Genomic DNA, 16,922 nt, shown 5'->3' with positions numbered 1-16,922 from the left:
ACACTCTCTTTAGCCGAAATGTCACTTTATGCGCTAAGACGTAAGAAAAGACGATGCCTTCCGATAAGCAGACGGCGTTACTCCCAATTTTCTTCGAATAAATCGAGTAAAGTTTGCTGTATCGGTATACCCCAATGACGACGCAATGGTTGTGATTGATAGATGTGAATCTTTTAATAAGCGTAAACTTCTTTCCAACAGTAATTCTTCAATGACATCGCTATAGGTGACGCCAGCCATACACAAGCGCCGTTGCAAAGTTCGTTTATTGATCCCCAAAATACGCGACGCGTCGAGAATAGAAAGCCGTCCCATAGAGGTATAAGGCTGAATGGCTAATCGAAAAGAAGGAAGAAAAGACGTTGGTATCTCACTAAGAGCCGCTTTCACAACAGATTGTCTTTTACTGGGCATACAAACCATTTGGCTTAAGATGCCATCATCGAGCTGAATGCCTGTAGCTGCACGATTAGTATAGAACTGAATATGCTGAAGCTGAGAGCAGTTAAAAAACGGTGCCACCCCTGCGCACTTTAGACTCACACTCAACGTTTTTTGCTTAGAGTTCGAGAGCGCATCAACCAACTCATCCATGAAGATAACACTGAATAACTCAGCATATTGGTACCATGATTCAGCTTCACCATCTTTGTATCGAGCAAACCAAAGATGATTGTGGTAACGCTCAAGACCAATACGAGTGTTATTTGAGAACAGGGAAATCACACGGCAAAACTCTTCGATGCCTTCCGCTACCGTCATTGATGGAGTCAGGGATAACTGTTCTAAAATTTTAGGCACATACAAATCACGACACATCCCCCAGATGGTGTAAATAAAGGTTTCTGGTGAGCAAGATTTCCCAAACGCTAAAATAAGATTTTTAAGCGTGGTTTCAGGTAGAAACTCAACATCAGTAATCTGAATATCTTCTGGCGCCTGTGTTACCTTTATAAGCTGATGCACATCGACATCACTCCGCTTATAGAGCTCCGCTAAATAATGCACCCACTCCGCTCTAACCAAAGGGACACCTTCAAATACAACCGCCATCCTCTGCCCTTCACTTTGTCTAAATGTCGAAAGGTAAAGAAACCAAAACCGCTTGTCTTGTCATTTCGCGACAACAAAGGAATTCGCAAACACCATAAATGTGTTTTACGTACCGATGTATTTGAAGAGAGGCTTTACTGAACTCTCAAATGCACCGACGCAGAAATCACGATCGTATCTGCACTTAGCTTCGCAATTTGGAAAAAGCCACCCTTCTCTGAAAGCTGAGAAGCGTTCAGTGAGTCGACGTCCAACTTCTTAAACCAATATGGCGCTAACGTGCATTGTGCCGAGCCCGTTGCAATATCCTCATCAATTCCAATTTTGGGTGCAAAATAGCGCAATACGTAATCGTTAGGGCCTCGTTGAGCGGTAACCATCACCGCATGGAAATCTCGGATTTGTTTTAGGCAAGTAAAATCGGGGTGGTAACGTTTCACTTGCTGTTCTGATTCCAACACCACAACAAGATCGCGAGTAGTAAACACATCAACTGCCTGCACTCCCGATGGCTCCAGATTTAACAAGCTTAAATCCAAACTCGTCGGCACTGGCTTACCTTCCCATGATGGAAGTGCCATTTGATACTGGCAACCATGCTTAACGATAGTAATGTCGCCATAATCACTGTGTAACTTAACAGAACGCTGCTTTAGGCGAGCAATCAAGGCCGCACCAGCCCCCATACTGCCATGACCACACAGGTTGATCTCGCTGGTCAAAGAAAACCAACGAATGCGCCAACAGTTATCGATATGACTAAGAAATGAGGTGACAGGTTGTGCGACACTTTGTGCAATCGACAACATCTCTGAATCATTTAACCAATGAGACAAAAACACCACGCCACAAGGGTTACCTTGCGCTTGTTCAGAACAGAATACATCGTAAACTTGGGTATCGATAACTCACCTCATATCGCTAGCAGCCAAAAACCATAATGTTCATTATTAACGCATTTTCCAAATTAGAGAAAAACACTATTTTTCATCCATTGATAGGGAAAATATCGTGCAACAAATCATTAAGCAAGTGTACACATATCAATAATTGAATTTAGAAGGCTATTTATCTCTCTTGCTGGTTTCAACATTTCGCTCAGATAACAAATCAAAGCAATGAAAAAAGGAAGCATGTAATGCTTCCTTAAAACGTGTTATCTATCGTTAACACTCATCGAATCATTAGATAGAAAATAACCCCAGCAAAGAAACCAAGGATAAATATCAGAGACTTGCTGCGTTTACTTAATGCTTCCTTGCCTTGTTTTTGTGTTGCCATGATGACTCCTTGTCTTTGGCTGAATTAGCGCTTAAACCATTGTCTAAGCGAGTACGTGCTCGCTGATCATTTTGTTAAACGATACGAGGTCAAAAGAGCCCCTGATCTCAAAGCGCACTCGCCCGACTTCACTTAGGAACAATTCAATTTCACAATCCAGATCAAGTGTGCCAGACGTTTCAACCGAGAAAGCGTTAATTTTGCTGTATGGCAGAGAAGTGTAGTCCACTTTTGAACCTGTAATCCCTTGCACGTTGGCTGCGATAACGCGCTTATTGGTGAACACCACTTGGTCACGCACGGTCTTGAAGCCAGCAAAAATACTTTCTCCTTCAATCAAGAACTTGTGGAAATCGTCGCGCACCTTTGAAGTTTCAATCGGCTTGAGTTTGAATATGGATGAGTTTTCGAAATCGATCATGGTGTTTCCTCAGAACATGAGTGAATAAAATCAACTGCCAATTAATAGCAAAGTCTCTACCACGAGCCTATTGATTTTGATGACTTTTCTAACTCCATCTCGTTTTTGCTATCGCGCCGGCTTATTTCCATCCTTGTCGCCATTGTTGCGTGTCTTTCAAATCATGCCAATCTAGCTCGCGCTCTCGCTTGGTCATAACCGCTTCAATCACGCATCTCACGACGTTGCCTTCTTCATCAAACTCCATTTCTGAAATGATGAAGTGCTTCTCTTTGTTTTCCGGCTCTGTCGCAGTCCATTTGCTGCGAAGTAACTTTTTAGGGTGAATTCGATTCATAACACTCTGCCATTCATAAGAAAAAAGTTTGCTTTTAATACGTATAAATTAGCAAATGCAATCACATTCAAAGTCGCTATTTTTTTCTTCAATATGGTGTTTTTTCTTATTGGTTTGATCTCTTTTTCTGATACTTCCTGTTACTTTGAGTGTTCAAACAAACACAACACATAAAACAACGACAATGAAAAAAACAACACTTTTACTTGCTTCCGTAGCACTGGCACTTTCCGGTGTTGCCCAAGCCGATAAGCTGGAAGACATACAAAAATCAGGCACCTTACGTGTTGGAACAACGGGCGATTACAAACCGTTTTCTTACTATGACGGCAAAAGTTATTCTGGTTATGACATTGATGTCGCCAACCACATTGCGGAGCAACTAGGCGTCAAATTGAAGCTGGTTCGAACCACATGGAAAGATCTACTCAATGACCTTGATGAAGACAAATACGACATCGCCATGGGTGGTATCACACGTAAAATGCAACGCCAACTGAACGCAGAGCAAACACAAGGCTATATGACATTTGGTAAGTGTTTCTTGGTTGCAAAAGGCAAAGCAGAGCAATTCAATACGCTCGAAAAAGTTAACGACCCTTCGGTTAGAGTCGGCGTCAATATCGGTGGTACAAATGAAGCCTTTGCGGATAAAAACCTGCAACAAGCTCATTTCACCCGCTACGAAAACAACTTAGACGTACCGAAAGCCGTCGCGGCGGGCAAAGTTGATGTCATGGTGACAGAAACTCCGGAGGGGTTGTTCTATCAAGTCACGGACGAGCGTTTAGAAGCAGCTCGCTGTGAAGACCCGTTTACCAAAGGTCAGTTTGGCTACTTGATCCCAAAAGGCGAACAGCGTTTATTGAACACAGTGAACTTCATCATGGATGAAATGAAACTAAAAGGCATCGACGAGCAATTTATGCACCATAACTCGCTGAAGTAATTCACAGCCCATATCAAAAACCGTTCAATTTAGAGCGGTTTTTGTTGCTTCTTAAGATGCTTCACGCCATATTGTAATGCTGCGCTAATTTTACCGCACTAACCATCCTGCTGATGGTTCTAATATCAACCATGATTAATAGGTAAAATATGAAATTCTCAAGCACGCTCCCTCAAACTCATGAACAGCTTCTAACTAAAATTCTTGCGGTATTCACTGCTGACTCACGCATTCTTGGTATTGGTGCAAGTGGCTCTTACGCCTCTGACTCCATGGACAAATACAGTGATTTGGATTTGGTCATCGCCATCAATCCTGAAGATTTTGATTCGGTAATGGCAGAGCGCTTTGCGCTTATCGACCAAGTAGAAGGTCAAGTCGCGGCTTTCACTGGTGAACACGTGGGAGAACCAAGATTAGTGATCGCAATCTACGCGCCAGATGCGATTCATGTCGATTTCAAATTTGTCTCTTTGCCGGATGCAGCCACTCGTGTTGATGACACTAAAGTGCTTTGGGAACGCGACGGGCAGCTATCGCAAGTCTTCGAAATTACGGAGCCTCATTACCCACAACCGGATCCACAGTGGATTGAAGATCGCTTTTGGATTTGGGTTCATTACGGCGCAACCAAGATTGCGCGTGGGGAATACTTTGAGGCTGCGGAATTTTTATCGTTCCTACGCTCTGTTGCGATATCGCCATTAGCCCTGAAACAACAAGGGTTGACTCCTTCTGGCGTGAGAAAAATAGAATCACGCATGCCTGCGTTTGCGGCGGAGCTAAAACAAACCGTCGCCATGCCAGAACGAGAAGCGCTGATTCCTGCATTTGAAAAGATCGTAGAGCTGTATCTATCGCTGCGAAAGAACGAGCAAGTCAGTATTAAACCGGAAGCTCAGCAGCTTTGTATGGATTACTTCCAGCAAGAGCTGAAAAGCGAGTAGAGCCGGCACAGCGTAAAAACAATGACACGCAAAAACAACAACAGATAGAAACAACAAAGGGGATATCACTATCCCCTTTTTCATCGGTCTGATTCACTGAGAGCGATTACATCACGCACTCTTTTGCGGCTTGTGCCTTCTCGATGCCTTCTTCAATCAGAGATTTGGTTTCTTCGCTGCCGATAGATGACATCACTTTATCCATCACCTTATCCACTGTCGATTCAGAAGACGCTTCCACCAAACAAGCGTAAGCATTGGCAATGTGTTCTTTCGCTTCAATAAGTGCTTCAGGGTCACTGAAATCCACATTCATTGCTTCTTCAACCGATGCCGCCAGTTCTTCTACAGATTCAGCTGCATCACCAAATTGGTCTAGGTTAAACGCTTCTTCTACTGAATCCATCTGCTCTTGAACCGTATCAATTGCTTTGTTTGCGGCTTCTTGTGCTTGGTCAATGGCTTTGCTTGCGTCATCACAGCCGACAAGTGCCATTGCTAAAACCATTGTTGAGATTGTCTTTTTCATATTTGTTCTTCTAACAAGTAAATCGCTAAATAAACAAGGGTGAAGAGGTTTGAGCCAGCAGTTGGTTTGCAGAGGTTATAGAGAAACGAAACGTTTGGCTGAGGGCAACAATGCTAGACCGGAGCGGAAAACTGGCGACGCTGCTATTACAACGACCTCGGGCAGACAGGCCTGTAAACTACTCTCGACAATTCACCGATCAGCGTTACATCATTTTTATCATTGATACGTTTGCAACTATACATCGTCATTCAGTGTGCGACACGACATTCCATCAGCGACAAATTGATCATCAGTAGTTCAGAAGATCATTGGATCAGAATATCGACCACAGAAGTGAGCTGCGGTTGTTGCACCAGCTCATGTGCTGCACGGTGCACCAAGCGGGATCAATGAAGATTGTATTCAAAGCTGCGCCACAGAACCAATTTGTAACTACTAGTGCATAGCTGGGGCGCTGAGCATGACCTTTGCTATCTATTCAGATGAACCTCAGCCTCTTGAACTGGGTTTGCAAGCGCTGTTAGCGGATGGGAGCGACGGTTTCAGTACTTCGACCAAATCTGGATCATTAAATAATCTTACTCAATTATCTCTTATATTATTGGAACATGGAATAGCAGCGCAAAAACGCAAAAACCTTTCTAGCAGTGATTCATTAAAGTTGAGCTATAATTTACAACTTTTTTACCGCCTAACCTGCGGAACGATCAGCTGGCGTCGTTAATTAACCAGTGCTCAATGATTATAGTAAAGCGCTGTTCGCCAGTCGATGGAGGTGTCTTACCGAACTGCGGCGAACCGGAAGCAAAAAGCGCGGAAATCAATGCAGTACGAGCGCGGAGGCCACCAAGGGCAGAGCAGGATATAAAAGAAAAGCGATTGGATTTTGCCATGCAACCAGTTCGAACTTATAACAAGCTTTTATTATAGCCTCGAGCGCGACAGTTCGGATTTGACAAAAACTTTTTCTGGGGCGGCACGGTGGCGGGCGCGGATGCAAATGACAGCGACCAGTGAAACCAAAACACTAGTGGGACGTTTGCTTATAATTGAAGTGAGCCTATCACAAGCCCCTGCCTCCAAAATTAGAGTTTGACCGCACTTTCCTTTGGATTTACTTACAGATGAAACAGTTACTAAAAATCTGACCGCAAATTCACATACAAAAGAAAAACGGAGCGTATTTCACAGTTTCAAGGAACAAAAAGGCCACTGTGATAGCGGCTTTGGTTAGTCATTAATTGGTGTGAGCTTCACGCATTTATCTGGTACATCGCGAAATAGGTATCAGCTTGAATAACGTGTTTTTGGCTAAGCTGCTTCAAAGCCTCAACAGCGTTTGCGAATGGGTCATCTCCTGCGAATGCCTCAACCAACTTGTTGTAACGCTTTGAAGAAGAAAACAGCACATGCGCCAGCTCTTCAGCGCTGACTTCTAGCTCTACGGTCTCCTTGTAAACCTTCATCGCTTGGAAAGCATCACAATCACTGAAGTTGATAGCGTGGTCATAGTTGGACTCCATCAGTTCCATCTCTATGCCTAACAGCTTGAGGGGCTTTTCGAGCAACACTTCAAAATCGTACACCACAACGTGCGCTGCAGATTGGCAGACGCGTTGAAGCTCAGTCACCAAAGCCGCAGATTTCGCGTAAGAAAGTGAGCCTGCAAACGTCACGACATCCGCACTGTTGTCTGGTAATGGCACATGCTCACCATCCCCGACATGATACTCAATACCTGCTGATGGTTTGGTTTGCTCAATCATTGACGTGCTCGGATCCACACCATGCAATTGCTGACAGTATTTAGCCAATGCCAGTGTTGATATGCCCGTACCGCAGCCAATATCTAATCCCAACTGGAACTGGGGTAACGCACCTAAATTAGCTTGTAGGATGACTTGATGCAGCGGCGGACGATAAGCCGCGTAATGCTTAGAGATGGCTTGGTTGTATTCTTCGCTCACTGATGTTCTCCCAAAATCTGTCGATGTTAACTAGTCGTATAATGTCGGATATTACTGCCACTCAAAAGCAAAAAGCCACTCATTTGAGTGGCTCTATCTCACAACTTTAAATGCTTTCTGATTTGGTACGATGCTCTGCCTCAAACCAGCTTATAGCTTGGGTTCGGCTTCGAATTGCTTGAGGTCATCAGTAATGTCATTCCAAGGTGCTTTGGATGCGACAAAAATATGGAAGCTTGGCTTATGGGAAGGCACATCATCAAGAATACCCAAGCGCACATTGACGATACCGTTGTTCTTCTTCGAATAAAGGCTAGAGCCGCAGTGACGGCAGAATGAGAGTTCGGTATTGGCGCTCTTCTGATAGGTTTGGATGTGTTCCGCGCCCTCAATCACAATAAGTTTATCCAGTGCAACGCCACCTGCTGACGAGTAATCGGATCCGGTAAATTTGCGGCATTCAGAGCAATGACAATTGCCCATGTATTTGAATTCATCCGCGACTTCGAGTTTCACCTTGCCACACAGACATGAGCCTTTGAGTACTTCCATTGTTAAGTCCTTCTCTTTATTGGAATGTCAGTTACCGAATCACCATGCCAGTCCGAGACGACGAAATAAAGACAAGAAAGTCAGGTTTGCAAAAATGGAACGAAGAAAACCACCGCACTCTTCCATAAGCGCAGTGGAAAACAACTAGGACAAGTCGTTGCTTTTTTTTTAGAAGCGGAACTCTGCACTTAGCGCGTAGCTGTTCTCAACAACTTTTGCTTCGTACATGGTGTACTCAAGTGCAACGCGAGCTGGGCCCAATGTCACACCTGCACCTACGCCGTAGTAGATGTCGTTTGAATCACCAAGGTTCGTTTGGAAGTGGCCCATACCAACACGACCGTAAACGTCAAAAATAGTGATTGGTAGTGTTAGTTTCGCACTTGCTAGCCAAGCATCAGAGTAGATGTGCTCGAAGTCTTTGTGTGTATCGATGAAATCTGCATATCCACCTTCAATCGACAGTAGGTCATTAAACTGGTAACCGATGTAAAGATTGTAACCGCTGTTTTGGTCACTAAAGTCTGTGTTCTCGTTCTTTACTTGGTATTCAGAATATAGGTAGCTAGCACCAATGTATGGGTTAGCAGCAGCTTGTGTAGCAAAGAAGATAGCAGCGATTGGAAGAATAAATTTGTTCAGTTTCATTTCTTAATAACTCTCAATATAAAAGGTTGACTAACATTCCCTAATCCTTCAGTACGTGATGCTCATGCATCGAATTTTTATTTCCTTATTGCAAGTGACTTCAGGGAACGTTGCGCCTTTTCTCTTTTAAGAAGCTCGCCCCTCACTTGCGGTGTGGGATGCATCATCCTGTGTTTTCGCCGCTGTGACATAACGTAAAACTCAGCAGTTAATAAAACTTCATCACTGGCATATAAACAAAATATAAAATCAATAAATACAAAAACTTAAATATCAAAACAGAGGGTAAAACAACTAAGTTAATTGGAACTTTTCTGCCATTCAGTGTTGATTTCCTAGGTAAAAAGGAAGGCATTAAAGGTAGAGAGCAAAAATCGGCGTTCCGATAACGGAATGTGTAGAAAATCACGTTACTCGCGCTTTAAATTGTCAGCAAAATCATCCAATTGAGACTACATTTACTCAATGAGATGAATAAAAAATAGAAGAGCGAGTGTGAATGCCTGACAAAAACATCAGTTTTATCGTAGATGAGTGGCGTTTTGTGCCCAATGAGGGGCAAATACAGTTTGCTGACTCATGCATTACGATTGATAACCGTCTCTCAAAGTTGCTTGAGTTCTTATGTCTGAACCCAGGGCTGACTCACACGCGAGATGAACTTATCGAGCAAGTCTGGGGCGGCAGTGTATTGACCGATCAAGTGGTCACCCAAGCGGTATTTGAACTCAGAAAAGTGCTGAAAAAACACAGCCAACAGGAATGCAGCTACATCGTCACCGTACCAAAGCGTGGGTATCGATTTGATGGCGAAGTAAAACTGGAAAAAATCGCGATACAGAAACCGGAAGATCAGGTAATTGAAGAGGAAGAGTCACAAACTGAATCCTCGAAACCCGCGATAGAGGCCGTTGAGCACCGTCCTACAAAGAGCAAACAACCCATCTTAATTGGCGCACTTTCTTTGATTGTTCTTATTCAGGCGGCATTTTTACTGTTTCGCGCAGACGACCCAAAGCCGAACCCTGATTCTCACACCGGGCACTTAAGCCATTACGAATTTCGTTATGCAGTATTGAATGTCAGTGAAGATGTGAAAGCACGACCAGAACTGTACGGTATCGTCATTAAGTTCATGGAACACATAGGGTTTTACAGCAACATTCGTGTGGTCAAATCCAAAGAACACAGAAAACTCGCCGCAGTAGAGTTCAACATCTCCACCAGCAAGAACAGCGATGGAAAAAAGCTGCGTTTGTTGTTCCAGTATCACAATCGCGTTTCAGGGCAGACTCATTTGAATCGTCGTTACTCGACCAACTTTGAACGGTTTCATCAAACTTTCCCATCCATGATCGATGACATGCTACGCGCGATGTACATTGAGGTGCCGGAAGAAGAGTTGGAACACAATGTGTCAATCTTCCCTAAAGATCCTGAAGCAGTAAAAGCTTTGATGTCTGGGACGGGCGCTTTGTACAACAACGCTGGCTATGAAAATGCGATGGCGTATTTTCGTCAAGCAAAAGCCCTCGCACCAGATAATGCCTACACCATTTCGGTAAACTACATCGGTGAAGTGTTAAGGGTGTTTACCAAAGACGAAGCCAATAAGCAGCAAGTGATTGAAGCACTCAACAAGGAATATTCCTCTTCCTTGTCTGAAGTTTTGAAGCGAGGGAATAACCCAAGAGTGTGTGAAGCCAACGCAATCTTGGCGCTGTCGGAAGACAATCCGGATAAGGCATCACAAATACTGTTGTCGATTCCGTACAATCAGCAAACGTCCTTAACTTATCTATTACTAGCGAAAGCGGAAGAAGCTCGCGGTCACACAAGCGGGGCAAAAGAGCTGTATTTGCAAGCGACACAAAATACGTCGTCGCCAATTGCACTGAAACTTGCGGGCCCATTGTTCTTTGACAGCAACTTGGACACCATGATTAAAGAATTGCAAAGCGTAAAAAGCGAAGCTAACCCGTAGTGGTTAGCTTCGCATTAAAGTTTAGAAGTACTGTCCTGCCACACGTCGAGAAGAAGGTTGTCGGCTGATTAAGATATGGCATAGCTCAAGCAGCAAACCAAACGCGAGCGCACTGTAAACGTAGTGCTTATCGATGTTCAGCCCCAACCCTTCAACAATCAGCAGCGCACCTAATACAATGAGGAATAGCAGCGCGAGCACTTTCAATCCGGGATGGCGAGTAATCACAGCCTGAACTTTATTCGCCATCAACATCAGAATCACGCTTGAAGAGATGATCACACCAGCAAGAATAGTGATGTCCTGCGTTAGGCTTGCCGCGATAATCAACGAATCGAGAGAAAACACCACGTCCACCGCAATAATCTGCAATATTACCGTGCCAACTTGCCCAGCAAAGAATTGGTGTGGTGGAGTTTCAATAGGCACGACCCACGCCCAAAGCTCTTTGATGCCTTTAAACAGCAAGAATGCGCCACCGACAATAAAGATAAGATCATTACAAGAGAGCGGTACCCCTTGGTATTCGATAAACGGTTCTTTCCAAGACAGTAACCAAGATACCGAAAATACCAGCGCAATGCGGTTTAACACCGCTAAACCGATACCGAGATTACGTACGCGTTGGCGCAAATGAGGAGGAAGACGCTCAGTCATGATGGTAATAAAGACGATGTTATCGACACCCAGAATGAGTTCTAACATGAGTAAGGTGCCGAAGGCGATAAAGTAGTCGAGATTCATTATTTAAGTTCTCTGTGCAAAGTACGAAAGAATAGTTATTCAATATCCACTCTCTCCTAAGCAGGCACTACCTTGCGCTCAAATCCCCTCTCTAACATGGGGAAGTCTGTATTCCGTTCTTAGGTGCTTTGGGTGAGTTGTTCCCTAATGACGCGCTTATGAGTAGCGTCTTTTCATTGCTTTGTAGAACACGTAAAGCAATTTGATCGCGATAAGTGTCATCATTTTCTCCAAGGTTGTGGTTAATCAGAGGAGGGCTATTGTATTCACCCGTTTCATAACCACATCACAAAGCACTAAGAAAAAGATAAAGAAAATATAAAACAAATAAACACTTTAATTTCAAAGCTTTAAATAAGCTAAAAACCACCAAAGGTGAAAAACTCGTACCAAAAGAAACGGTTTCTTTGGCTTATAAAATGGCATGAGAGAGATATGATTTTTTGCTGAGAGAGACTTGACGCTTTTTCCGGTTGTTGACCGTACACTTGCCCTATAAAGAGGAGAACGTGATGCTGTCATCGATTGAACAATTTCTACAAATCCTGAGTGACTACGACATACTGCTCGGTCTGATTTTCATTTTGGCTTATCAAATCTTCAGTAAGATCGCGACGAAAGCACTCACTACGTTAGCGCGGAATAAAAAAGTCAAACCACCAAGAATATTATTCATTACCAGAACGGTGAACATTTTGTTGTTCGTCTTCTTATTTGCTACGTTTTTGCTCGTGAGTGGTATTGGCTACGGGAATTTTTCTATCTTCCTTTCTTCTGTGTTCACCGTTCTAGGCGTGAGCTTTATTGCTCAGTGGTCAATTCTGAGCAACATCACTGCTAGCTTTCTTATCTTCTTCGTTTTCCCTTATCGTGTAGGCGATAACATTCGTATTGATGATGGCGCAGGAATTGAAGGGATGATCATAGACATTCGTTTGTTTCACACCTTGATAAAGCATGAAGACGGCGACTTTTCGACTTACCCAAATAACCTCTTGCTACAAAAGAACGTCACCAAGAGAACCTATAAGAATGCCGTTGAACCCACTCTACAAAAGGTCACCGACGTAGATATCGATGTTAGTGCCGGTGTTGATGACCTTCAGATACAAGAAAACCGAGCATAGTGCTCGGCTTTCTTAGTATTTTACCCATCAAACGATGACAGGTAAGGTCTTCCACGTTCGTTCATGAAGCAGCTCACACCCATTCTCAGTAATGACGATATTTTCTTCATGCACCATCATTTTATTCGGTGCGAATGCCATCCCAGGTTCAAGCGTTAATACCATGCCGGGTTTTAAGATCACATCACCGTTAGGAACATGGGATGGCCATTCCGTCAGTTGCATTCCAAGCCCATGCCCCATACGTCCGACATCATTCCCTAACGCGCCGTTTTTCTCGAGTACAGACCACATTGCCTGCCAAAGATCACCTGTGGTTCTGCCCGGCTCTGCAATTATTAGCCCCGCTTCCGTCGCTTGATAGACCGTATCGTACGCCTGCTGAGCCTCTTCATCTATTTGACCAAAGGCATAGTTTCTGTCGAAGTCACTAAAGTAACCATCATAGTTTGCTCCGGTATCAATAATCAGCACATCGCCTTCTGTTAGTTCTCTATCGGTCGGCCCCATAATGATACTGTCATAACCACCAACACCGGAGCCAGATATCAAATAAGGGCAACTGTCAGCACCTAACCGTAACATTTCAATTTGCATGGCTTTACAAGCTTGGCGCTCTGTCATGCCGACTGCAAGGTATTGCTTTAAGAACTCAAACCCAGCGGCGGTGACCTGACAAGCAAAACGAATCTTGTCAATTTCAGCTTTAGACTTAACGCTACGAATATCACGGACAATCTGTGATACATCGACAACATTATGCCGACTCAATAGAGTTTGAAGTTGCTGGAAGTTCTGTGCGGGCATGCGCAAGTGTGTTTCCGGCCCGATCATTGCGCCGATTTTATGAGTTCGTAAACTGACTTCTGCTAATGTTGATGCCAATAATGAAATACCGTCATCTTGTGGTCGAGGTGACGGCCAACTTCTTACATCATCTATCCATGTATCTTCAAAGCCTGATACGCCGATCTCCGGAACCACGGCGATAGGTTTACCAGTACTAGGAACAACGAGAAACCATGGTCGCGTAGGACTCTCCCAAAACTGAGATTTGAAGCCACTGAAGTAACGAAATTCTGGTTCCGTAGTAAAGAAAGCCGCATCAATGTTCTGTTCTCGCAAGCGCTTTTGCAGCTCATAAGTACGCTGTTCAAACTCCGCGTTTTCAAACCCTCTAGGTGGGGCAATCAAAGGTAATGTGCTCATTTTTAGTCCTTTTAGCGCGATAAACACGACGTTAGTTGAACAAAATGTCTCTTGGTAACAAGGCGATTTCAGGGAAGAAAATCAGCAACGCAGACATCAAAATCAGAATGAGGAAGAATGGTAATGTGCCACGAATGACTTCCATGTACGGTCTTTCAAAGATGGCAATAGCAGTAAAAATATCGCACCCAAATGGAGGGGTAGCCGAACCAATTGCCATTTGAAGCGTCACCATGACACCCACCAAGATGGGATCGATTCCTGCGGCATTGACGATAGGCATAAATATCGGTGTGAGTATCAGTAACACCACAAGCGAATCGACAAACATACAGCCTACAAAGAAAGTTAACGCGATGATAAACAGGATGTATTCAGGTGACGCATTATCCAGTTCAAGAGGTGCAAGTAACTCTTGGGGTATTTGTTCGAATGAGATGTACCATGAAAAGGCTTGCCCAATGCCGACCAGTACGAAAACGACTGCGGTAATTAATCCCGTATTTAAAGCTGCATCACAAATATCTTTGACGCCCAACTTTCGGTACAGAAGGCACTCAACAATAATGGCATACAACACAGCAAAAGATGCGGCCTCTGTTGGCGTGACAATACCAGAATAGATACCGCCAATGATCAATGCAGGAAAACCTAATGGCAAAATCGCTTGTTTAATAGCGAGCAGCTTTTCGGCCCTATTGGTCTTTTCAACCAAGGTTAGGCTATCACTGTGTTTTACACTGTAGGCATAGCTGTACAAAGAAAATAACCCTGCCAGAACTAACCCTGGGCCAATGCCCGCAATAAACAACTCGCCAACACTGGCATTGGCAAGCGTACCGTAAAGAATCAAGCCGATGCTTGGGGGAATAAGAAACGCAATATCACTTGCGTTGATGATCAACGCCATAACGAAGCTGTCTTTGTACCCCGCTTGCAACAGCTTAGGGCGCATGATTTGTCCAACAGATACGACTGTCGCTTGCGTAGAGCCAGAGACTGAACCAAATAAAGTACAACTGATACACGTGGTGATTGGAAGCCCTCCTCGAAGGTGTCCCACAAACGCCTGTATTAACCCCAACAAGTTGTATGCTGTATTACCTCTCGTCATGATGTCCGCAGCTAAAATGAACATCGGAACCGCAATTAATGCATTGGGAGAAATCCCAGTAACCATCTGCTGAATGACAACACCAGGTTCAACTTGGGAAAAATGGATGAGACCGATTAAAGCCCCTACAGCAAGAGGAACAATCATAGGAAAACTAAGAAACAGCAAGATAACCATGACTGTGACCAAGGTGAAGGTCATGACATAAATATCCGGCTCTCCAGCAATGATGTCAGAGATAAACTGTGTCACGCTACTCATTCGAATTCACCTTTGGCACTGGTTTTGTTTTCAATGACATCAAAAGACACGTAGATCTCTTGGTGTAGCAAGTTCATGATAAAACTCATTGAATATTGCAAACCGGCAATCGCAAATCCGATAGGAATGATTGAGTACACCCAATACACTGGAAACTGCAATGCAGGACTAAGTCGGTTGATAGATTTAAGCTCTTCAACATAGAGTAAACCTTGGTACGCTAGATAGAACATAAGAAGCGCAGTGCAAAACGCGATCATTGTGGTGAGGATTTTTTGAGCACGAAAACTTAGCGAGTCATAGACTGCCGTCATTCGTATGTTGCGACCTTGCCTCACCGCGTAAGCAAAACCCACAAAGGTCACCGTCACAATTAAAAACTGGTTGAGCTCTTCAGAAAAAAATAAGCTTTTGTTAAAAGCATAACGACCAATCGCATTCGCCGTAGAATTTGTCATCATGACAAGAATGGCAATCATGATCAGAAAGCGTTCTAGCTTTTCTGTTGCAACACTGATTTTATGTAAAAGATCTTTCATCATTCACTAAGCTCCATACTTCCTTGAGCAGTACAATCCTTTTTCTGCTACTCGTGTTGAGCAGCAAAGACGATTACCCGCTTGCTAATCAAACGGATAATCGATGGCGCATAGAGCATTATTGCGTTTGGGAAGCCACTCGCACTTCATCTAGAATATTTTCAAGAATGGCTTTCGCTCCTTGGCGAGCTTCTGTCTGTTGATCGGCTGGATAAGCGTTCGCAACAACATCAAAGTAAGTATCATGAAGCTTTTCACTCAACACTTTAAAGCGCTCTCTTTCATCATCAGAAAGTACGACGACTTGAAGATCTGGGCGCTCTTTGAGGATCTTGTCCATATTTTCTTTGTTGATGCGAATTTGGTAATCGTAGGCAGCCTGATCTGCGGCTTTGATCGCTTTATCAACCATGGCTTGCTTTTCCTTAGACAAACCGTTGTACCACTTGCTGTTGGTCGAAACGGTGCTCACATAAGGCTGCTGCCCCGGGAACATCAAATAGTCTTGAACTTCATGCCATTTAGCGTTGTATATGAAATAGATTGGGTTGACCATGCTATCAATCGTTTTCAGTTGAAGAGAGCCATAAACCTCTCCCCAAGATAAAGGTGTCGGCGTTGCACCAAATGCTTTATAAGTTTCGACAGGAATCGTTGACGTAAAAGTGCGGATCTTTTGATTGGCGAAATCTTCTGGTGTACGAATCGGTTTATTACCTCCCCATACCATCTCGCCTTCAGACATCATGGACAGTAATTTTAGGTTTACACTCTCAAACTTAGGGGCGAGTTGGTTATAAATCGTCGGGCTTTCCGTTAAAACCTGATGCGTTACTTTTTCATCCGTACCCAGCACGTAAGGCAAACTGACTGCCTGAACTTCAGGAACGTATGAACCTAAGTGACCTGCGCCAACAGATACGAATTGAATGGTTCCTTTTGCTGCTAATTCGACGATGTCGTTTTCAGTGCCCAGTTGTCCGTAGTAGTAAATACGAACACGAATATCACCATCCGATTCTTTCTTAATCACCTCCGCAAACTTCTGAGCGTAGATATCTTGAACGTCCGTTTTGTCCTCTTCTGAAGCAAACTTCCATGTTTCGGCATGAACACCAAACACAACGCCTAAGCTTAAAATTGCCGCGCTTAATTTTTTCATCCTTTTCTTTCCTTTTCCTTCCAAGTGACACGTAAAATGAACCCCTTCATTTCACGCTTATCCTGAACTCACAGAGGACAACTTCTTTCCAAAAC

Annotated in this window: 18 protein-coding genes; 5 read left to right on the top strand and 13 right to left on the bottom strand. The window is 43.8% G+C overall.

Going from position 1 to position 16,922, the window contains the following annotated elements; all coding sequences use genetic code 11:
* Nucleotides 1–33 precede the first annotated feature (33 nt).
* From ITG12_RS26505 to ITG12_RS26490, 4 genes are all read right to left on the bottom strand, one after another.
* Nucleotides 34–1,053 carry an AraC family transcriptional regulator gene (locus ITG12_RS26505; protein WP_248874548.1) on the bottom strand — a complete coding sequence of 340 codons (1,020 nt, stop codon included), beginning with the start codon at nucleotides 1,051–1,053 and terminating at the stop codon, nucleotides 34–36.
* Between the two features lie 134 nt (nucleotides 1,054–1,187).
* Entirely contained in the window at nucleotides 1,188–1,958 is a 771-nt protein-coding gene (locus ITG12_RS26500) for a PhzF family phenazine biosynthesis protein (RefSeq protein WP_283102971.1), read from the bottom strand.
* A 419-nt stretch (nucleotides 1,959–2,377) separates the two neighbouring features.
* Entirely contained in the window at nucleotides 2,378–2,755 is a 378-nt protein-coding gene (locus ITG12_RS26495) for a PH domain-containing protein (protein WP_038868327.1), read from the bottom strand.
* 121 nt (nucleotides 2,756–2,876) lie between these two features.
* Nucleotides 2,877–3,092 carry a TIGR02450 family Trp-rich protein gene (locus ITG12_RS26490; protein WP_039975801.1) on the bottom strand — a complete coding sequence of 72 codons (216 nt, stop codon included), beginning with the start codon at nucleotides 3,090–3,092 and terminating at the stop codon, nucleotides 2,877–2,879.
* Between the two features lie 184 nt (nucleotides 3,093–3,276).
* Between ITG12_RS26490 and ITG12_RS26485 the strand changes: the two genes are divergently transcribed.
* Both ITG12_RS26485 and ITG12_RS26480 read left to right on the top strand, forming a co-directional pair.
* Nucleotides 3,277–4,041 carry a transporter substrate-binding domain-containing protein gene (locus tag ITG12_RS26485; protein ID WP_248874544.1) on the top strand — a complete coding sequence of 255 codons (765 nt, stop codon included), beginning with the start codon at nucleotides 3,277–3,279 and terminating at the stop codon, nucleotides 4,039–4,041.
* A gap of 149 nt (nucleotides 4,042–4,190) precedes the next feature.
* Nucleotides 4,191–4,988, top strand: coding sequence for an aminoglycoside 6-adenylyltransferase (locus ITG12_RS26480; protein WP_038876455.1), 798 nt, complete (start codon nucleotides 4,191–4,193; stop codon nucleotides 4,986–4,988).
* 106 nt (nucleotides 4,989–5,094) lie between these two features.
* Here the strand turns inward: ITG12_RS26480 and ITG12_RS26475 are convergent, their stop codons facing one another.
* Nucleotides 5,095–5,517, bottom strand: a complete 423-nt coding sequence (locus ITG12_RS26475) for a hypothetical protein (protein ID WP_038876457.1) — start codon at nucleotides 5,515–5,517, stop codon at nucleotides 5,095–5,097.
* Nucleotides 5,518–5,980: 463 nt separating this feature from the next.
* Here ITG12_RS26475 and ITG12_RS26470 point away from each other — a divergent pair, with 463 nt between their 5' ends.
* Nucleotides 5,981–6,244, top strand: a complete 264-nt coding sequence (locus tag ITG12_RS26470; RefSeq protein ID WP_248874542.1) for a hypothetical protein — start codon at nucleotides 5,981–5,983, stop codon at nucleotides 6,242–6,244.
* Between the two features lie 529 nt (nucleotides 6,245–6,773).
* Here the strand turns inward: ITG12_RS26470 and ITG12_RS26465 are convergent.
* The 3 genes from ITG12_RS26465 to ITG12_RS26455 all read right to left on the bottom strand — a co-directional run bounded on the left by ITG12_RS26465 (nucleotide 6,774) and on the right by ITG12_RS26455 (nucleotide 8,687).
* Nucleotides 6,774–7,487 carry a class I SAM-dependent methyltransferase gene (locus tag ITG12_RS26465; protein WP_248874539.1) on the bottom strand — a complete coding sequence of 238 codons (714 nt, stop codon included), beginning with the start codon at nucleotides 7,485–7,487 and terminating at the stop codon, nucleotides 6,774–6,776.
* 150 nt (nucleotides 7,488–7,637) lie between these two features.
* Entirely contained in the window at nucleotides 7,638–8,039 is a 402-nt protein-coding gene (locus ITG12_RS26460) for a GFA family protein (RefSeq protein WP_005435931.1), read from the bottom strand.
* 168 nt (nucleotides 8,040–8,207) lie between these two features.
* Complete coding sequence (locus ITG12_RS26455) at nucleotides 8,208–8,687, bottom strand: porin (RefSeq protein ID WP_038868315.1); 480 nt, start codon at nucleotides 8,685–8,687, stop codon at nucleotides 8,208–8,210.
* Nucleotides 8,688–9,186: 499 nt separating this feature from the next.
* Between ITG12_RS26455 and ITG12_RS26450 the strand changes: the two genes are divergently transcribed.
* Nucleotides 9,187–10,671 (top strand): winged helix-turn-helix domain-containing protein, encoded by a 1,485-nt coding sequence (locus tag ITG12_RS26450; protein WP_248874537.1) that lies wholly within the window; start codon nucleotides 9,187–9,189, stop codon nucleotides 10,669–10,671.
* 21 nt (nucleotides 10,672–10,692) lie between these two features.
* On the opposite strand, the gene ITG12_RS26445 is transcribed toward ITG12_RS26450, so the two are convergent.
* Entirely contained in the window at nucleotides 10,693–11,415 is a 723-nt protein-coding gene (locus ITG12_RS26445; RefSeq protein ID WP_248874535.1) for a TerC family protein, read from the bottom strand.
* A 512-nt stretch (nucleotides 11,416–11,927) separates the two neighbouring features.
* Between ITG12_RS26445 and ITG12_RS26440 the strand changes: the two genes are divergently transcribed.
* Entirely contained in the window at nucleotides 11,928–12,542 is a 615-nt protein-coding gene (locus tag ITG12_RS26440) for a mechanosensitive ion channel family protein (RefSeq protein ID WP_038876473.1), read from the top strand.
* Between the two features lie 27 nt (nucleotides 12,543–12,569).
* Here ITG12_RS26440 and ITG12_RS26435 read toward each other — a convergent pair whose 3' ends face one another.
* The 4 genes from ITG12_RS26435 to dctP form a co-directional block, all read right to left on the bottom strand.
* A complete protein-coding gene (locus ITG12_RS26435; protein WP_038876474.1) occupies nucleotides 12,570–13,751 on the bottom strand; it encodes a Xaa-Pro peptidase family protein in 1,182 nt (393 codons plus the stop codon).
* A 31-nt stretch (nucleotides 13,752–13,782) separates the two neighbouring features.
* A complete protein-coding gene (locus tag ITG12_RS26430) occupies nucleotides 13,783–15,126 on the bottom strand; it encodes a TRAP transporter large permease (protein WP_038876476.1) in 1,344 nt (447 codons plus the stop codon).
* Nucleotides 15,123–15,665 carry a TRAP transporter small permease gene (locus ITG12_RS26425; protein ID WP_038876542.1) on the bottom strand — a complete coding sequence of 181 codons (543 nt, stop codon included), beginning with the start codon at nucleotides 15,663–15,665 and terminating at the stop codon, nucleotides 15,123–15,125. The genes ITG12_RS26430 and ITG12_RS26425 overlap by 4 nt, the downstream gene beginning before the upstream one ends.
* A gap of 118 nt (nucleotides 15,666–15,783) precedes the next feature.
* The gene (dctP, locus tag ITG12_RS26420; protein WP_038876478.1) at nucleotides 15,784–16,827 is read right to left on the bottom strand and encodes a TRAP transporter substrate-binding protein DctP; all 1,044 of its coding nucleotides are present in this window, start codon (nucleotides 16,825–16,827) and stop codon (nucleotides 15,784–15,786) included.
* Between the last annotated feature and the right edge of the window lie 95 nt (nucleotides 16,828–16,922).

The organism is Vibrio sp. ED002 (assembly GCF_023277445.1).
Taxonomy (GTDB): domain Bacteria; phylum Pseudomonadota; class Gammaproteobacteria; order Enterobacterales; family Vibrionaceae; genus Vibrio; species Vibrio jasicida.
This window is presented reverse-complemented; position numbering and strand designations above follow the sequence as displayed.